This window comes from Achromobacter sp. RW408 (assembly GCF_003184165.1).
In the GTDB taxonomy this organism is placed as follows: domain Bacteria; phylum Pseudomonadota; class Gammaproteobacteria; order Burkholderiales; family Burkholderiaceae_B; genus Achromobacter; species Achromobacter xylosoxidans.
This window is the reverse complement of record NZ_QHHO01000047.1, coordinates 675,928-693,632: the sequence shown is the minus strand read 5'-3', so window position 1 is coordinate 693,632 and position 17,705 is coordinate 675,928. Positions and strand designations below refer to the sequence as shown.

At 62.2% G+C, this 17,705-nt stretch carries 14 protein-coding genes and 1 tRNA gene; 11 read left to right on the top strand and 4 right to left on the bottom strand.

Features of this window, described 5'->3' with window-relative positions; translation table 11 throughout:
* Positions 1 to 112: 112 nt before the first annotated feature.
* The gene (ribD, locus tag DK459_RS19310; protein WP_109421483.1) at positions 113 to 1,234 is read left to right on the top strand and encodes a bifunctional diaminohydroxyphosphoribosylaminopyrimidine deaminase/5-amino-6-(5-phosphoribosylamino)uracil reductase RibD; all 1,122 of its coding nucleotides are present in this window, start codon (positions 113 to 115) and stop codon (positions 1,232 to 1,234) included.
* Here ribD and DK459_RS19305 read toward each other — a convergent pair.
* Positions 1,231 to 3,687 carry a hypothetical protein gene (locus tag DK459_RS19305; RefSeq protein WP_024067707.1) on the bottom strand — a complete coding sequence of 819 codons (2,457 nt, stop codon included), beginning with the start codon at positions 3,685 to 3,687 and terminating at the stop codon, positions 1,231 to 1,233. The two genes, ribD and DK459_RS19305, sit on opposite strands and share 4 nt — an antisense overlap.
* Positions 3,674 to 4,870: a DUF3142 domain-containing protein gene (locus DK459_RS19300; RefSeq protein ID WP_054499707.1), complete on the bottom strand. Its 1,197-nt coding sequence runs from the start codon at positions 4,868 to 4,870 to the stop codon at positions 3,674 to 3,676. The genes DK459_RS19305 and DK459_RS19300 overlap by 14 nt, the downstream gene beginning before the upstream one ends.
* A gap of 874 nt (positions 4,871 to 5,744) precedes the next feature.
* Here DK459_RS19300 and DK459_RS19295 point away from each other — a divergent pair.
* The 6 genes from DK459_RS19295 (at position 5,745) to DK459_RS30470 (ending at position 12,089) form a co-directional block, all read left to right on the top strand.
* Entirely contained in the window at positions 5,745 to 7,661 is a 1,917-nt protein-coding gene (locus DK459_RS19295; RefSeq protein ID WP_370445607.1) for a PrkA family serine protein kinase, read from the top strand.
* Between the two features lie 12 nt (positions 7,662 to 7,673).
* Positions 7,674 to 8,933, top strand: coding sequence for a YeaH/YhbH family protein (locus DK459_RS19290; RefSeq protein WP_006388664.1), 1,260 nt, complete (start codon positions 7,674 to 7,676; stop codon positions 8,931 to 8,933).
* Positions 8,930 to 10,480: a SpoVR family protein gene (locus DK459_RS19285; RefSeq protein ID WP_020925243.1), complete on the top strand. Its 1,551-nt coding sequence runs from the start codon at positions 8,930 to 8,932 to the stop codon at positions 10,478 to 10,480. Before DK459_RS19290 ends, DK459_RS19285 begins: the two co-directional genes overlap by 4 nt.
* Positions 10,481 to 10,658: 178 nt before the next feature.
* Positions 10,659 to 10,749, top strand: a tRNA-Ser gene (locus tag DK459_RS19280).
* Between the two features lie 316 nt (positions 10,750 to 11,065).
* A complete protein-coding gene (locus DK459_RS19275) occupies positions 11,066 to 11,353 on the top strand; it encodes a hypothetical protein (RefSeq protein WP_070542907.1) in 288 nt (95 codons plus the stop codon).
* Between the two features lie 4 nt (positions 11,354 to 11,357).
* Positions 11,358 to 12,089: a hypothetical protein gene (locus tag DK459_RS30470; RefSeq protein ID WP_146221910.1), complete on the top strand. Its 732-nt coding sequence runs from the start codon at positions 11,358 to 11,360 to the stop codon at positions 12,087 to 12,089.
* Between the two features lies 1 nt (position 12,090).
* On the opposite strand, the gene DK459_RS19265 is transcribed toward DK459_RS30470, so the two are convergent.
* Positions 12,091 to 12,363, bottom strand: coding sequence for a helix-turn-helix domain-containing protein (locus DK459_RS19265; RefSeq protein WP_370445605.1), 273 nt, complete (start codon positions 12,361 to 12,363; stop codon positions 12,091 to 12,093).
* Between the two features lie 83 nt (positions 12,364 to 12,446).
* Here DK459_RS19265 and DK459_RS30465 point away from each other — a divergent pair, with 83 nt between their 5' ends.
* Positions 12,447 to 12,641 (top strand): hypothetical protein, encoded by a 195-nt coding sequence (locus tag DK459_RS30465; protein WP_146221909.1) that lies wholly within the window; start codon positions 12,447 to 12,449, stop codon positions 12,639 to 12,641.
* Positions 12,638 to 13,540 carry a hypothetical protein gene (locus DK459_RS30460; protein ID WP_146221908.1) on the top strand — a complete coding sequence of 301 codons (903 nt, stop codon included), beginning with the start codon at positions 12,638 to 12,640 and terminating at the stop codon, positions 13,538 to 13,540. Before DK459_RS30465 ends, DK459_RS30460 begins: the two co-directional genes overlap by 4 nt.
* 134 nt (positions 13,541 to 13,674) lie before the next feature.
* Here DK459_RS30460 and DK459_RS19260 read toward each other — a convergent pair whose 3' ends face one another.
* Complete coding sequence (locus tag DK459_RS19260) at positions 13,675 to 14,583, bottom strand: HNH endonuclease (protein WP_083301443.1); 909 nt, start codon at positions 14,581 to 14,583, stop codon at positions 13,675 to 13,677.
* A 235-nt stretch (positions 14,584 to 14,818) separates the two neighbouring features.
* On the opposite strand from DK459_RS19260, the gene DK459_RS19255 reads away from it, so the two are divergent.
* Both DK459_RS19255 and DK459_RS19250 read left to right on the top strand, forming a co-directional pair.
* Positions 14,819 to 16,153 (top strand): DNA cytosine methyltransferase, encoded by a 1,335-nt coding sequence (locus DK459_RS19255; protein WP_233256831.1) that lies wholly within the window; start codon positions 14,819 to 14,821, stop codon positions 16,151 to 16,153.
* Positions 16,150 to 17,703, top strand: coding sequence for an ATP-binding protein (locus DK459_RS19250; protein ID WP_070542897.1), 1,554 nt, complete (start codon positions 16,150 to 16,152; stop codon positions 17,701 to 17,703). The genes DK459_RS19255 and DK459_RS19250 overlap by 4 nt, the downstream gene beginning before the upstream one ends.
* The last annotated feature ends 2 nt before the right edge of the window (positions 17,704 to 17,705 follow it).

Genomic DNA, 17,705 nt, shown 5'->3' with positions numbered 1-17,705 from the left:
ACGATCATAGCGCGCCGGCGCGGAACGGCAAGCGCGGCGTGCCGGCGATCCGCCGCGGACATACAATCCGTGCATGATGAAGAACCCCAGCGAATCCGACGACCTGTCCTGGATGCGGCGCGCCCTGGCCCTGGCGCAGACCGTCATGTACTCGACCGCGCCCAACCCCCGGGTGGGCTGCGTCATCGTGCGCGATGGCCGCGTGCTGGGCGAGGGCGCCACCCAGCCTCCCGGCGGCCCGCATGCCGAAGTGTGCGCGCTGCGCGACGCGCAGGCGCGCGGCGAATCGGTGGCGGGCGCCACCGTCTACGTCACGCTGGAGCCGTGCAGTCATTTCGGCCGCACGCCGCCCTGCGTGGACGCCTTGCTGGCGGCCGCGCCGGCGCGGGTGGTGGTGGCGATCGGCGATCCCAACCCGCTGGTCAATGGCAAGGGGCTGGCGCGCCTGCGCGAGGCTGGTATCGCCGTCACCACCGGCATCTGCCGCGAAGAGGCGCTGGCCCTGAACGCCGGTTTCATTTCGCGCATGAGCCGGGGGCTGCCGTGGACCTGGCTCAAGATGGCGACATCGCTGGATGGCCGCAGCGCCCTGCATAACGGCCTGTCGCAATGGATCACCGGCCCCGAGGCGCGCGCCGACGGGCATCTCTGGCGCGCGCGCAGCTGCGTGGTGCTGACCGGCATCGGTACCGTGCTCAAGGACGATCCGCAACTGACCGTGCGCAGCGTGCAGACGCCGCGCCAGCCGCGCCGGGCGGTGGTCGACGGGCGCTTCGAGATTCCCGAGGACGCGCGCCTGTTCGACGGCGGCGAGGTCATCGTGTTCACGGCGCGGGTCGACGCCGCCAAGCAGGCGCGGCTGGAAGCCAGGAACGTCCGCGTGGTGTCGATGCCCGCCGCCGAGCCCGACCGCGTGGACCTGCCGGCGATGATGCGCTGGCTGGCCGCGCAGCAGTTCAATGAAGTCCACGTCGAGGCCGGCGCCGGTTTGAGCGGCGCGCTGGTGGCGGCCGGCTGCGTCGACGAGCTGCTGATATATATGGCGCCGATGTTGCTGGGCGACGCCGCCGGCGTGGTCAGGCTGCCGCTGCTGGAGCGGCTGGACGCCGCCCCGCGCTACGAATTCATCGAGGCGCAGCGGGTGGCGGCAGACCTGCGCGTGCGCGCCCGGGTGCCGGAGCATTGGCGCGGACTGTTGCGGCGGGTCGAATTGCCCGCCGTTCAGACGCCCTAGCGCTTGCCGCCGCGGGCCGCCGGGGTGGCGCTGCGCCAGGCCCACAGCGCGGCGCCGAGCGCCGCCAGCGCAAGCAGGCCGCCGGCCAGCAACAGGCCGGGATGCTGCTGGCGCGCGCGCTCCCAGGCTTTCCATGCCTGGATGTAGTGAAAGCGCGCGGCCGATTGGAAGTCCGGTTCAGGGCATTCGCGGCCGAAGGTGTCGCTGAAGGGCACCCGGGCGCCCTGGTCCACGTAGCGCAGATAGATGGCGGAGGCGCGTTCCGGCGTGTCGTCGATGACGTAACGCGCGCCGCGGCACAGCACGGCGGCGAAGGCCTGCGAGCGGCTGGGCAGTTCGTCGGCCGCCTTCATCGCGTAGTCGGCGGCGATCTGGCGGTAGTGGTAGCGCACGTTGGGGCGCGCCTCGCTGGCGGCATAGCGCTTGCGTTCTTCCTGTGTCACATAGGGGCCCGGCAGGTCGGCCTCGGCGCGCTGCAACGGGGTATCCAGCGGCATGCCGGCGTCGGCGCGGGCTTCGCGCCACCACGGGTTGGCGTCGCGACCCGCGCCGGCTGAATAGTTGCCGTCATAGACGGCGTAGTCCGGGCCCTGTTCATAGCCCATGATGCGGATGCCGTCGCGGCGCGCCAGCGTTGCCGCCTGGTACCAGGCCTGGGCACGGGCGGTGCGGCCCCAGGCGCTGCCCGCCGTCCGCAGGGCGTCGCCGTACCGGGCGGCGCGCTGGCGCACGTCGGACTCCTGGATCTTCCATGCGTCGTCGTCGTAGCCCCCGCTGGCAAAGCGCGGATCGGAATCGGCCGGAAAGTAGGGCAGGGCCTCGGCCACGCGGCCCTCGCGCACCAGGCGCCGCGCCAGCAGCTGGCGCAGGCGGTCATGCGCGGGCGGGGGGTTCAGGCGGCTCCATTGATAGAACTGTTCGGGCGTATAGCGGCTGAAGCCGGCCGGACGCGCAGGCGCCGGCGCGGGCGGCGGCAGGCGGTCGACATAGGCCTTGAGCTCCTCGGTCGTGAGCACGCGTTCGGCCACGTAGGCGGCGTCGTTCCAGTAGGGCGACAGGGGCCAGCCTTCATCGTCCGGGTTGGCGCCGTCGCGGGTCGCGGCGGCGCGGTACAGCTGGTCCAGCGCTTCCACGTACTGGCCGCGTGACAGCGACAGCACGCCTTGTTCGGCCTTGAGCAGGGAGGCCGATCCAGGTTCGAGACTGCCATCGGCCCGCGGGAATGCCGCGATCGCGCGGGCATAGGCCTGGGCGGCGAGTTCGTTGTCACCGCGGCGGATGGCCAGTTTGGCGCGCACCCACCAGGCCAATGCCGTGTCGAGCCGCTCGGCCAGGGTCTGGGCGAGATCGTAGCGGCCCACGCGATAGGCCAGCGCCGCGACCCGATCGGCATCGGCGATGCGTTGCGGGTCCTGGGTCTGCAACGCGGCCACGAGCGATTGCAGCGCCGGGTTGGGCGCGACGTTGGGCGCGCCGCCGGCGGCATCGGCCAGGCTCAGGCGGCCGGTCTGTTCGAAGTTGGCGAACGGGTCGCGGGCGCTGTCCGGCTTGCCGTCGACGATATCGCCGATACGGGCCAGGCCATACGCCACCAGCAGGCGTTGGCCCACCGGGTCGTCGATCAGGCGGCCGGCTCGCGCCGCCGAGGCCAGCGCCCAGTCGGCGATCAGGCGCAGCGATTCGCGCCCGCTGATCGAGTCGCGGGCGGCCTGGGCGGCGTACAGGCGCACCGCCTGATGCAGGTTGGCCGGGGCGATGGCGTCCAGGCAGGGCGTTGCATTGACCACGTCTTCATACGCGCATTGTCCCAGGCTGCCGGTCAGCGACAGCCGCGCCTGCTGGCCGTAGCTGGCAACGGCCAGGCCGAGCGGATCGGGCGCGCCTTGCAGCGCCATCTCGCGCACGCGCGCATAGTCCTGCGCCGCCGTGCCCGGGTTCCCGGTTTCGGCCAGCATGTAGGCGGCCCAGACGCTGCGCGTCGCCGCCTGCTCGGCGGGCAGCGCCAGGATTGCCCGCAGGCGCTGGCGCGCCCGTTCCCAGCGCTGCTCGTGCGGGGCCTGCGGCGCTGTGTGGTAGTCGACCGCGGCCGCGGCATAGAGGCGGACCGCTTCAGGCAGGCCGGCGCCCGCGGCGTACGCCTGCTCGCCGTCCGGACGGGTGCGCATCAACCGCAGCTGGTCGAGCTGTGCCGGGGTGAGCGCGGGGTCGTAGGCTTCCGGGATGGCGTCGGAGCGGTAGCTGCCGTCCGGCAGCAGTGGTGATTCATTGGCGCGCAGCGAGTCCGTGGCGGGGACCAGGCGCATCGCCTCGTAGGCGAACGAATTGGCGGGCGTGCCCTGCAGCGTGCCGGCGCGGTCGTCCAGCAGCTGTGGCGGGAAGTCGGGACCGCAGGCAATGACGATGCCCGCGCCGGCCAGCAGCAAGGCGGCGATCAGCGATTTACGGTTGTACATGGAAGCTCGGGGTTGCGGCGTCACAGCGGATCCATCCTATGGCGCGTTCGGCGCCGGCGCGCAGCAGGCCATCCCGCGCGCGCCGAAGATACCCGCCCTGCCGATCATATTCAAGGGTGTAGCCGTTGATGCCGTCGGCGGCGCGGCAGCGGGCGTCCAGCCTGACGATGAAGGGCAGCGGCGCATCGGTGTTGCCACGGTTGGACAGCAACACGTCGCGCGCGCCGCCCGGCCCTGGCGCAGCGGCCGCGACCGCGAGCGCCGGCGTCAGGGGGTGGCGCGCCAGCACCGCGCGCCAGGTCGGCAGGCTCCAGGCGCGCGTGTCCGCCTGGGTCGGCAGGCGGAACCAGGCGATGCCCGCCAGCCCGGCCGGCCGATCGCGGTCGAGCGTGGCGACAAAGGCCGCGATGGTGTCGGGCGCGACCAGCAGTTCCGCCGAACGGCCGCCCGGTATCAACGCAGGCCGTTCGCTTTCGACGGCGACGATCTGGCCTTGTTCGTCCCACGCGACGCGGCTGCCGTAGGCTGGCAGCGCCACCCGCCAGGGCTTTGCGGTGCGGTCGGCGTAGGCAGCGAGCCAGGCGCGCGCGCGCCTGGCGTCGAACAGCGACCCTTGCGCCGGATTCAATACGGCGTGGACCTGCAGCACGGTTTCGTCCGGCACCGCCAGCAATTCGGTCAGCGCGGCGCTTTCCAGCCAGGTGGGCAGGGCGGTGATGGACAGCCGCAAGTCCTGCGGCAGGCGGGCCTTGAGCTTGGCCAGCAGCGCGGTGTAGGCCGGTAATCGCGCCGTGGGGCAGTCGTAGTCGATCTCCAGGCCGGCCAGCGTGATGCCGGCGCCGCGCCAGGCCGAGAGCAGGGCGGCCGCGCGCGCGTCGATGTCGGCCTCGCTCAGGGCGCCGAAGCGACCGTCGAGCCGCAGCACCAGCACGACGGGACGCCCGGTTGCCGCCAGCGCGGCCAGGTCGGGCGTTGCCTCGAACCAGGCGCCGTCGGCGCGCAGTTCGGCCGCCAGCACGCGCCACGCGCGCAGCATGTCGGCGCTGTCAGCCAGTGCGTGGTTCAGCGCGGGCGTCCAGCGCCGCTGCCAGACGTAGGCATCGTTGGGCAAGGGAGGGGCGTTGCGTTCGCAGGCTGCCAGCAGCAGCAGTCCGCACAGAACCGCCAGACGCCAACAGCGCATCGACGCGCGGGCGATGCGCGGCCGGTCCGGGACAGGGCGCGGGCGTGGCAACATGATGTGCGGACGGTGTTTGAAAAAGCGGCGCGCGGCGGCTGCGGCGGTTGCGTGATTCTATCCTTGACGGCGCCAGGGGTATTAGCACTCTCATGTCTTGGCTGCCAATCGATGCCGCGATAGCGCAGCGCGATCGAGTCGATAGCGTTTGCCCGCGCGGCTTGCGGCGTGATCGCAGCAAGTTTGAGAGCGATTCCCCGACGCCGCTCCAAGGGTTGTCGATTGGTATTTTTTTACCGTGACGCCCCAAATGAATTGCCACAAAGCCGTCAATTGGGCTTAAGCTAGGCCATGACTTGGCGCTACGCGCTCATGGCCCGATCCATAACCCGCCACGCGCCCTCGTCACCACGGATTCCAGTGTCGCGTACCGGCGCTTTCACACACCGGACCGATACTTGCTGAACGTAGTCGCTTTGCGCCGTTCAGACCGTTCGCTGCCATCGCATAGCGAACGCACCGGACCTGTTGTCCGGATCATAAGAATCCACCGGGATATCTCATCCCTTCAAATCATTGCTGACCATTTCATGCGTGGCTGCATCCTGCGCCCGTTCTACAGCAATATGCTGAAGGCGTACGAGTGAACTTATTCACGTTGGTTGCAATCCCTGACGGAACTTGTGTCCGAACGGTGCAGCCTAAACGGAAAGGGCCCGATCGTGCTCTTGGTTGATGTGTGGCGAAAGCAACATACGACCGTGCCGAAATTGCTTATAGCGCGTTGACCCTAGTCACGCTGAAGCACTGAGGCACACAATGGGGACACGTAGGGACGTCATGGCTTTTTCGCGTGTTGTAGGAGGTTTCCGTGCAAAACATCGTCGAAGGCTTCAAGTCGCAGTATGCAAGAGAGCAGGAGTCGGAACTTTCCCTCGAGGAATATCTGAACCTCGCCAAGCGTGACCCGATGGCATATGCCAGCCCCGCTGAGCGCATGCTGGCGGCGATTGGCGAACCTGAAATCGTGGATACGCGCAACGACCCACGTCTTTCCCGTTTGTTTTCCAACCGGACCATCCGACGCTATCCGGCGTTCCAGGAGTTCTACGGCATGGAGGACGTCATCGGGCAGATCGTGGCGTTCTTCAAGCACGCCGCGCAGGGACTGGAAGAGCGCAAGCAAATCCTCTATCTGCTCGGGCCGGTGGGCGGCGGCAAGTCGTCCATCGCCGAACGCCTGAAGGTGCTGATGGAAGTCCACCCCATCTACGCGCTCAAGGGCTCGCCGGTGAACGAGTCGCCGCTCGGCCTGTTCCATCCGGAACGCTTCGGCGACACGCTCGAAAAGGAATACGGCATTCCGCGCCGCTATCTCACGGGCATCATGTCGCCGTGGGCGGTCAAGCGCCTGAAGGAGTTCGACGGCGACATCTCGCAATTCCGCGTGGTGCGCCTGAACCCGTCGGTGCTGCGCCAGGTGGCGATCGCCAAGACCGAGCCGGGTGACGAGAACAACCAGGACATCTCGTCGCTGGTCGGCAAGGTCGACATCCGCAAGCTCGACCGCCATTCGCAGGACGACCCGGACGCCTACAGCTATTCCGGCGGCTTGTGCCTGGCCAACCAGGGCCTGCTCGAGTTCGTGGAAATGTTCAAGGCGCCGATCAAGATGCTGCATCCGCTCTTGACGGCGACGCAGGAAGGCAACTTCAAGGGCACCGAGGGTTTCTCGGCGATCCCGTTCAACGGTTGCATCCTGGCGCACTCGAACGAATCGGAGTGGCAGACCTTCCGCAACAACAAGCACAACGAGGCGTTCCTCGACCGTATCTATATCGTCAAGGTGCCTTACTGCCTGCAGGTGTCGGAAGAAGTCCGCATCTACGAAAAGCTGCTGCATCACAGCTCGCTGTCGACGGCGCCGTGCGCGCCGGGGACGCTGGACATGATGGCGCAGTTCTCGGTGCTGACGCGGCTGAAGGAGCCGGAGAATTCCAGCATCTACTCGAAGCTGCGCGTCTATGATGGCGAAAGCCTGAAGGACGTCGACCCGAAGGCCAAGGCACTGCAGGAGTACAAGGACTACGCCGGCACCGACGAAGGCATGAACGGGGTCTCGACGCGCTTCGCGTACAAGATCCTGTCCAGCGTCTTCAATTACGACCAGACCGAGGTGGCGGCCAATCCGGTGCACCTGATGTACGTGCTCGAACAGCGCATCGGGCGCGAGGACTATCCGGAGGAAATCCGCCGGCGCTACCTGGAGTTCATCAAGGGTTTCCTGGCGCCGCGCTATGCCGAGTTCATCGGCAAGGAGATCCAGACGGCGTACCTCGAGTCGTACTCGGAGTATGGGCAGAACATCTTCGATCGCTACGTCACGTTCGCCGACTGCTGGATCCAGGACGAGGAATTCCGCGACCCGGAAACCGGCGAGAGCTTCGACCGCAGCGCCCTGAACGACGAACTGGAGAAGATCGAGAAGCCGGCCGGCATCGCCAATCCGAAGGACTTCCGCAACGAGATCGTGAACTTCGTGCTGCGGGCGCGCGCCAACAACAACGGCCGCAACCCGACCTGGACCAGCTATGAAAAGCTGCGCGAAGTGATCGAGAAGAAGATGTTCTCGAACACGGAAGACCTGCTGCCGGTGATCTCGTTCAACGCCAAGGCGTCGGCCGAGGACAAGACCAAGCACCAGAGCTTCGTCGACCGGATGGTGGAGAAGGGCTACACGGAAAAGCAGGTCAGGCTGCTGTGCGAGTGGTATCTCCGTGTGAGGAAGTCTTCCTGAGCGAGGTGAATCATGAATTCACTGATCGATCGCCGTCTTAACGGGCGCAACAAGAGCGCCGTTAACCGGGAGCGCTTTCTGCGGCGTTACAAGGACCAGATCCGCAAGGCGGTCCACGGGATGATCCGCGACCGCTCGATCCAGGACATGGATCAGGGCGGCGAGATCAACCTGCCCGCCCGCGATATTTCCGAGCCGACGTTCCGGCACGGCGCGGGCGGCGACCGGGAAATGGTGCATCCGGGCAACCGCGAGTTCGCCAAGGGCGATACGTTCGACCGGCCCCAGGGAGGAGAAGGCCAGGGCGGTTCCGAGCCCGGCGAAGGCGAGTCGGTCGATCAGTTCACCTTCAGCCTGTCGCGGGCGGAATTCCTCAACCTGTTCTTCGAAGACCTGGAACTGCCTCACCTGGCCCGCAACACGCTCGGCGAGGTCAGCCAGAAGAAATGGCAACGCGCAGGCTACACCACCACCGGCTCGCCCAGCATGCTCAGCATCAGCCGCACGCTGAAGTCGTCGCTGGCGCGGCGGGTGGCGTTGAGCGTGAAGGCGCGGGCCGACCTCGAGGACGCGGAGGAGCGCCTGGCCAAGGCCAAGGCGGCGGGCGCGCCCGCGGACCAGATCAAGGCCCTGGAACAGGATGTCGAGGACTGCCGCGAGCGCCTGGCCCGCGTGCCGTTCCTGGACGACCTGGACCTGCGCTACCGCAATCGCGTGTCGGTATCGATCCCGATGGCGCGCGCGGTCATGTTCTGCCTGATGGACGTATCCGGCTCGATGGACGAGGGCAAGAAGGACCTGGCCAAGCGCTTTTTCACGCTGCTGTATCTGTTCCTGTCGCGCAAGTACGAGCACGTGGACCTGGTCTTCATCCGCCACACCGACAACGCCGAGGAAGTGGACGAGCAGACATTTTTCTACGATCCCAAGAGCGGCGGCACCATCGTGCTGTCGGCGCTGGAACTGATGCGCGAGATCGTCGAGAAGCGCTATCCGCCCACCGCCTGGAATGTGTACGCGGCGCAGGCCAGCGACGGCGACTCGTTCGGCGCCGACGCCGGCAAGAGCGCGCGCTTCCTGGCCGAGCACCTGTTGCCAGCCACGCGCTACTTTGCCTATATCGAGGTTCCCGACTCGCAGGAGGCGCGCAAGAGCAGCCTGTGGGCGGAGTATGAACAGAAGCTGGAGCCGCATTTCGTGATGCGGCGGATTTGCGAGCGCGGGGAGATCTATCCCGTGTTCCATGACCTGTTCAAGAAGGAAACCGCATGAATGCCATCCTGGGCGCACTGGTGGAGCCGGAATCGGCCGACAGCCCCCGGCCGTTGTCGCAAGGTTCCGAATGGACGTTCGAACTGATCCAGTCCTATGACGAAGCGATCTCGCGGGTCGCGCGCGAGTACGGGCTGGACACCTATCCGAACCAGATCGAGGTCATCACCTCGGAGCAGATGCTGGACGCGTATGCGTCGGCGGGCCTGCCCATCGGTTATCCGCACTGGTCGTACGGCAAGGAGTTCATCCGCAACGAGCAGTTCTACCGGCGCGGCATGCAGGGCCTGGCCTACGAGATCGTGATCAATTCCAACCCCTGCATTGCGTATCTCATGGAAGAGAACTCCATGACGATGCAGGCGCTGGTGATCGCGCACGCCTGCTATGGCCACAACTCCTTCTTCAAGGGCAACTACCTGTTCCGCCAGTGGACCGACGCCGACGGCGTGCTGGACTACCTGGTGTTCGCCCGCAAGTACGTGATGGATTGCGAGGACCGCTACGGCATCGATGCGGTGGAGGCGCTGCTGGATTCCTGCCATGCGCTGTCGCACCATGGCGTGGACCGCTACAAGCGGCCGACGCCGATCTCGTACAAGGAAGAGGCCGCGCGCCAGGCCGAACGCCAGGAACACGCGCGCCTGCAATACAACGACCTGTGGCGCACGCTGCCGCGGCTGGAGGCCGACAAGGACGAACGGGTCGCCGCGTCGGTGTTCCCGCCCGAGCCGGAAGAGAACCTGCTGTACTTCATCGAGAAGTATTCGCCCAAGCTGGCGCCGTGGCAGAAGGAGCTGGTGCGCATCGTGCGCAAGATCGCCCAGTATTTCTATCCGCAGACCCAGACCAAGGTCATGAACGAGGGCTGGGCCACGTTCTGGCACTACACCATCCTGAACCGGCTGCACGAGAAGGGGCTGGTCAATGACGGCTTCATGATGGAGTTCCTGCAGAGCCACACCAACGTCGTCAGCCAGCGCGGCTTCGACGAGCGCGGCTACGGCGGCATCAACCCGTACGCGCTGGGCTTTGCGATGATGTCGGATATTCGCCGCATCTGCGAAAAGCCCACCGACGAGGACCGCCGCTGGTTCCCCGACATCGCCGGCGGCGACTGGCTCAAGACGCTGGACTTCGCCATGCGCAACTTCAAGGACGAGTCCTTCATCTCGCAATACCTGTCGCCGCGCCTGATCCGCGAGTTCCGCTTCTTCGCGATCTCGGACCACCAGGCCAATCCCAAGCTGGAAGTGGCCGCGATCCACGACGACGAAGGCTACCGCGACATCCGCCGACTGCTGGCCGCGCAGCACAACCGCGACAACCAGGTGCCGGACATCCAGGTCACGCGCTTCAACCGCGACACCGATCGCTCGCTGGTGCTGCGGCATCTGCGAAGCCGCGGCCGGCCGCTGGCGGCCGAGGACGCGGAGCAGGTCATGAAGCACCTGGCGCGGCTGTGGGGCTTCCGGGTGCGGCTGGAGGAAACCGAGCCGGACGGCACGGTCAGCTCGTACCGCGAACAGGATCCGCCGAACGCCTGAGTGAGCATGGCCGCCCCGGACGAGCGCGGGATGGCGGCCGCGGGGCGCGCAGCGGAGCCTGTGGCAAAAGGGGACGCAATAACGTCCCCTTTTTCTTTACCCCGTCCCGCCAATGCAGCTTTCCTGCCGATCTGCTAGAATCGCGGATTCGCATTTTCAGGAATGCGTATCCAGATCAGGACAGGTGGCCGAGTGGTTGAAGGCGCACGCCTGGAAAGCGTGTATACGTCAAAAGCGTATCGGGGGTTCGAATCCCCCTCTGTCCGCCAAGAATGCATATAAGCCCTTGATTTCGTTGAGAAATCAAGGGCTTTTTGTTTGCCGCTTACAAAACGACTATCAAAAGTTTGACGGTTGGCTCTGGAACATCCTGGACTTGGCTGGAAAATTAGCCTAAAATGGGGACGCATTACAGAGTCAGCGCAAGTTCTTCGCCCTGACTCCCGCAAGGCTGACGCCGTCACGTTCTCAGCCCGCCTAAAGGGCCTCTAGCGCCCGTTCTCCCTCCCCTAGAAAACTTTCCCGAGCCCGATCGATCGGCGTCGCCATGGCGCGCGTTCGCTCGTCCATACAAGGAATCATCCTATGAATCGCCTGAGCCGTTCATCGTTCTCTCTTGGCCGCATCGTCGCGACCAAAGGCGCGCTCGCCGCTTGCCAGAATTATTCCGTCTCGCCTTTGGATCTACTTCGGCGTCATGCTGCGGAAGATTGGGGCGACGTCTGCATCGAAGACTTGCAGGCGAATAGCCAAGCAATCAATAGCGGGGAGCGCGTACTGTCTGCGTATCAACTTTCGCCGCAGGAGCGGATTTGGGTCATCACTGAGGCCGATCGAAGCGCGACAACGCTTCTCCTGCCCGAGGAGTACTGAACAGATGCCCAAGACTTCAGCAAAGCGGAGCAGGGTGATGGCTGCAAGAGTTCGAACAGATGAATGGCTGCAAAAGACCCTGAGCTTTTGCGCTTTGGGTGCCGATTCATCATGGTGGTTCGACGAAGAACACTTCGGGCTGGCTCATTTTTCCCAAGGTGTCTATGCAGGATCGTGCGGGATCTGCTGCCTTAGCTCTGTGCTTGCCCTGCATGGCATTGTGCCGCTCCGTTCGTTACGCGACATGGCTTATCGAACTCGTGGGTTGCCCGCGAGAATATGGCGGGCGTTGGGAGGCACGTTCTTTACTGGGCTGGGCGCGAACGAACTGATGGCGGCGTGCTCGGAGTTGGATCTTTCTCTTCAACTGCGTAGCTCGTTCGAGGCTGGCCAGTCGACGAGCGCGTCGGCGTTCGCAGTGGAACAACTGCTAGAGGGCAGATTGACAATGGTTCAGTTGGTGAGCATGAGTGGCGCCTTGAATCATTGGAGCCTCGGTGTTGGCATCGCGACGATCGATGCAATGTCGTACACCCACCCCAAACAAATCTTGCTCATGGATTCAAGCGCCGAGGCCCCGAAGTTTGGTCATTACAACGCGTGGCTGACGATGATGCCGCGGTCACGGCGTGGCACGAGGGCTGTGCATCCAACATGGGTCTACCGCGTGCCATCCTCTTATCGAACTGAGGTAAGAATTGCCACAGCGGTGTCGTTCGAATGCGTGGCCTCTTGATTCACTTGCTGCTATCAAGCGGCGCAAGCAACTCGCCCATAGAGACGTTCAATGCAATGGCGATCCGTTCGATGTTGCAGATGGAGATATTGCGTTCGCCGCGTTCTACCGAGCTGATGTAGTTCACATGTAATTCCGCCGCTTCAGCCACCTTTTCCTGGGTGAGCTTCTGCAGCAAGCGGATGCGTCGCATGTTGGCGGCGAACAGTTGTTGCGCCCCACACTTATACGTTGGGTTGACCATGCCGGCAGTGTTTCCGACAGGCTCGCGCATTTCCACACACTTTAAGTTTGGTTTGGTGTAAATTCACCATCAAACCAAACCCAAAGTGTGTATTTTTGCCAAATGGAGTGTTTATGAAGTCGTCTCATGTGTTGATTGCCCAAGGCATTGTCGTAATCGCTGGATTGATCGCGGCTCTCGCATGGTTTGATCGGGTTCGCTGCCCGGAGATTCATGGTCAAGCCATATGCGTCCTGTTTGATCACCAAGCCGACAAGGCTGCTGCGTTCAAAAAAGTGCTCACGGAAATTTCGAAGGGGTTGAAATGAAGTCGTTCAGATGCGCAGGTGCACGAAAGCCCAACATAGTTGCTCTACTGCTCTGCGCAATGCCGGCGCTCGCCCAGGCGGCAACGTCTACGCACTGCAAGGAGGAAGAGCAGGTGATCTTCTCGTGCAACGTAGGCAAGAAGGTTGTGTCGATCTGCGCGAGCGATACCCTTGGCCCTGCAGCAGGAACGGCGCAATACCGCTTCGGCGCTTTAGGGAAGATTGAGCTCAAGATCCCCGCTCAACCACAGCACCCTACGACGTTCAGTCGACTAGGCGTGATGCGTGGGCCGGCATGGGTGGACACACACATACGGGTAGCCAACGGTGAATACGCCTATACCGTCTATGAGGGAGAAGGGAGGGGTTGGCAGCGTTCGGGGGTGCTGGTCACTAAGTATGATCAGACGCTGGCAAACTTGTCTTGCGTTTCGCCCAGACAAGGGCTCTTCTCCGAAATCGTCTCGGATAGCCAAGCCTTCGTTAATGAAACGGAAGATCAAATGGACGCTTGGCTCGACACAGTAATTGCTACGCAAAAAACTGCGGAGAACTCCAATCAGAAAGCTCAAACAGGAGTTGCACCGTCTCCGGGAAAGCTCCGTCCAAGGAGGGGAAAGAATTTTGTGTTGGAGGACTTCAACCCTGGGATCATTCTGCCTGCGGCTGCCGCAAATGGGTGTGAAGTTGATTCGCCGCCAAGGTTCTCTTTGCAAACAGAGATCGGTACTGTCCATGTAGACGAATATCAGTTTCCGCATGGATGCTTCGGCGCTTCGAAGGCTGGCGCACTTTTTGGTGTGGGTTTTGTCATCCCTCAGAATGGAACCCCTCCGCTTGGATTCCGTTATCGAGAAGGTGGTCGTAGGGAGTTACTCGAGTTTCTGAAAGGTCAGTAACGCTCAAACCACTATCACTATGTGCAATGGCATTAACTCAACTAGCGAAAATCATCAATTCTCGCCATTTTTTGCCGTGCGAGCGACGAATTCAAACGGCTCGCCACGCCGTTGGTTGCTGATCTCTTGAGAGGTCAGGTCTCGTCGCCTGACTCCATCGACAGGTTGAATTTGGCACGCAGAGCACCGTTGTCAGGCCAACACGCGGGATCAGTTGGGAGGCGAAGGCGCAATCCATGAAACGGGAAGTATTCGGAGGTATGCAGGGCACGGACAACGTGGACGGTGTACGTGTCTGGTTCAACGTTCAGGAGGCCCAAGTCGAAGAGGGTATGGAGATCAGCGCGCAAAAGAATGCCATTGCAGATGTGATTCGTGTGAGGGCCGCGATATGGACTAATGTGCGCGGCTTCAAGAACCGCGCTAGTCGTACAACCGGATATCCCGCAGGCTCCTCCGTAAGCGTCTAGGAGACGTCTCCGGAATGCTGGTTGCCCTCGACGAATAGCAATGGCCTTTATCGTCTTTCGGCGAGCATCTACTTGATTCGATGCATCGAACGCTTCCAATGGGAGTTGCACTGCAATGCTCCCCTCGGTGCGCTCAAGCTGTGAACCATATTGACGAATCGTGAACACGCCGTCTTGATCATCATCGACCATGCCAAGGCCAAGTACCCTGTAAACCGGATTGGGCTTTTGCTTTACCTGTAAGAGCACGCCAACAGGTACCCGATCGCGGCGGCAGGCATTCATAGCCCGATTCGTGAAATAGGCCGGATTGCTGCCTTCATGGTGGTAACGCAGATGCCAAGAGCCGTCGGGTGCCCAGTTCAGGGCATCCTCGTACGGGCCATCTAGGGACTGGCGAACACTTAGTGCGTAATCGAAGCCCTGTGGCTTGTGAATACCTTTGGCCTTGTTCACTAGAAAGATGCCATCTAGCGGTGCAGGCCAGCCAATGTCCTGACCCGTACGTTCATGGAACCAGGTCAGCGCGGCTAGATGGTTCAGCGGCAGCGATCGCAAGTTGTCTAGGAGCATGTTCGGTTCCGATATAGCAGGTTGATAGCCTCATTGAAGACGATAGGCGCCGAATAGGTGACAGCGCTCCTTTCGTGGTCATCGCTAGAGCCTAGCGCGAAGCGCGAAACACACGGGAAATGCTGTACATTTATACATGCTTCTGCATCGGTGTTATGTTACAAAGGAATAACTTCAGTCACAATGGAAAACCCGACAGCAGCGAGCTTGATGCAGGCTAATCATGGGACACAGAGTGCAAAGATTTAAGTTTATTGACCTCTTCGCGGGCCTCGGTGGCTTCCATATTGCCTTGGATAAGCTCGGCGGTAGGTGTGTCTTCGCCGCAGAGTGGCAACTCCATCTACAAGATCTTTACTTTCAGAACTTTGGTCTTCGACCGCAAGGCGACATTCGCGAGGTGTCCCCGGCTTCCGTGCCAGACCATGATGTTCTCTGCGCAGGATTTCCATGTCAGCCCTTCTCTAAGGCCGGTGAGCAACTCGGCTTCGAATGCACGCGACAGGGCGATCTTTTCTTCAACGTCGCGGCCATTATCGAGGCGAAGACTCCGAGCTATTTCATACTTGAAAACGTTCCCAACTTGCTACAGCACGACGGGGGTAGGACGTTCGAGCGCATCAAGAGCATCCTTATCGAGCTCGGTTACCAGGTTGACGCGCGTCGATTTTCGCCACATCAGTTCGGGATTCCCCAGATCCGTGAGCGCGTCTACATCGTAGGGTCGCGAACGGGGTTAGCAGGCTTCGCATGGCCAGAACCGACTAACGAGCCAACCAACATCAAGTCGGTACTCGAGCAGCAACCTGTTGATGCGAAGCTCCTTTCGCCACAGGTCGAGAGATGTCTTGAGGTCTGGGATGATTTCTTGCGACGGAGCCCGTCCGACATTGAATTGCCGTCGTTTCCCATATGGTCCATGGAGTTCGGCGCAGACTACCCATACGCAGATGGTACGCCTTACGCAGTGCTTTCCGAGAAGGGGACGCGAGGCCTCACGAAATTTCGCGGGTCACATGGCGTTCCTTTGAGGCAGTTCGAACCTGCTGAGCGTTGGGCGGCACTGCCCAGTCATGCGCGCACCGAGCAATTGGAGTTTCCGAAATGGAAGCAAGACTTCATCCGCCAAAATCGCGAGTTCTACGCGAATAATCGAAAGTGGATTGATCCGTGGTTGTCCAAAATTCTCCAATTTCCCTCCAGCCTGCAAAAGCTCGAGTGGAACGCCAAGGGCGGAGAGCGAGATATTTGGCGCTACGTGATTCAGTTTCGCGCCTCAGGTGTTCGCATCAAGCGACCGACCACCGCTCCAAGCCTAATCGCAATGACGGACACGCAAGTACCTATCATCGGGTGGGAGAAGCGCTATATGACGCCGCGCGAGTGTGCAGGGCTGCAAAGCCTTGGAGCCCTGTCCCTACCTGAGAATCGCAGTCGTGCTTTTGCTGCGCTCGGCAACGCGGTTAATGCCAACGTCGTCGGCGGCATTGCGTCCAATCTCATCGCAGACTTCAAGACACCCCGCCCACATGAGGTGCGGCACGCTTACCGACAGGTTGTACACGCATGATCGGAGCAACAAACAAAGTCAATATTCGGCCTGAAGTCAATATCCTCTCAGTGCTGCGGCACCTGAATTACAGGCCCTGGTTTGCACTAGCTGAATTCGTTGATAACTCCATTCAGAGCTATGTCGCGAATCGGGAGTCGCTGCGAGCGGTTGACGGAGTCGACTCCTCGCTTCGCGTGACAGTTAGCATCGAACCTGAGGGCGCCGGCCGAATCACAATCACTGACAATGCGGCAGGCATCGCACTGACCGACTTCCCTCGTGCCTTCAGGCCAGCGCAGACACCACCAGATCGCGACGGCTTGTCCGAGTTTGGCATGGGGATGAAGAGTGCGGCGTGTTGGTTCGCGAAGAAGTGGAGCGTTCGCACCAAGGCCCTCGGTGAAAGCGTTGAGCGCGTCGTCAAGTTCGACATCGACGAAATCGTCGAAGACCGTGTCGAGGAATTGACGATTTTTGAGGTTCCGTCAACACCGCAGAGGCATTACACCGTTCTTGAACTCACGGATCTCTGCCATGTGCCAAAGAGGCGCACGATCGGCAAGATTAAGGAGCATCTCGCCAGTATCTATCGAACTTTCCTGCGCGACGAGACGTTGACACTGGTATTCGGGCGAGAAGAACTTACCTTCGAGGAAACGCTGATCCTCAACGCGGCTCCATACCGTGAACAGACCAGCGCGCCGATTGAATGGCGCAAGGCCATCGAGATGGATCTAGGTGGGCCCCACAAAGTGACTGGTTTCGCTGCACTGCGTGAAGTGGGCTCGACCACGCACGCTGGGTTCGCGCTCTTTCGACGAGGGCGACTTATTGAGGGCAGTGCCGATGAGTCGTACCGGCCAGAGCAGATTTTCGGCAAGAGCAACAGTTACACGTTTCAGCGGTTATTTGGCGAGCTTCACCTCTCGGGGTTCGACGTCAGCCATACGAAAGACGGGTTCCGCTGGGAAGAGCACGAGGAACTATTCCTAGAGTTGCTGAAGGATGAACTCAAGGCAGCGCCCATGAATCTCCTCGATCAGGCAGAGGGCTACCGGGCTAAACAGCACAAGCGTACACGTGAGTTTGACACGGTTGCTGAGACGGCAACTAACAATGTGGCCGACGTTCTCGAGCGTGAGCTTGCACCTGTCCTCGAGGAAGAGGCACAACATCCGGCAAATCCACCTGCCGTTCCCCCGGTGATTGCGGCGCCCTCTGCGTCGGGCTTCGAACGCACAGTTGAAGTTCGTGTTTCGACGACCCTCTGGGTGCTGACCATCAAAGCAGGTACGGACCCGACCGTGAGTGACTGGCTTAGGGTTGGCGACGCGACGAAACCGAGCGACGATGGCTTACGGCGACGCAGCGTACAAGTCGAAGTGTCATTGGTTCATCCGTTCGTGGAGCGATTTGTCGGCGGTGGTAACGAGAACATCGAAGTGTTCGTTCGTTTTGCCAGCGCAGCCGCCCTGGCTGCGGCTCTCAGTTCGGTGGCTGGTGGAAAGCCGCAATTCTTCCTTCATCATCTAAACAACCTTCTCCGCGAAACCTTCGCAGCACCCTAGCC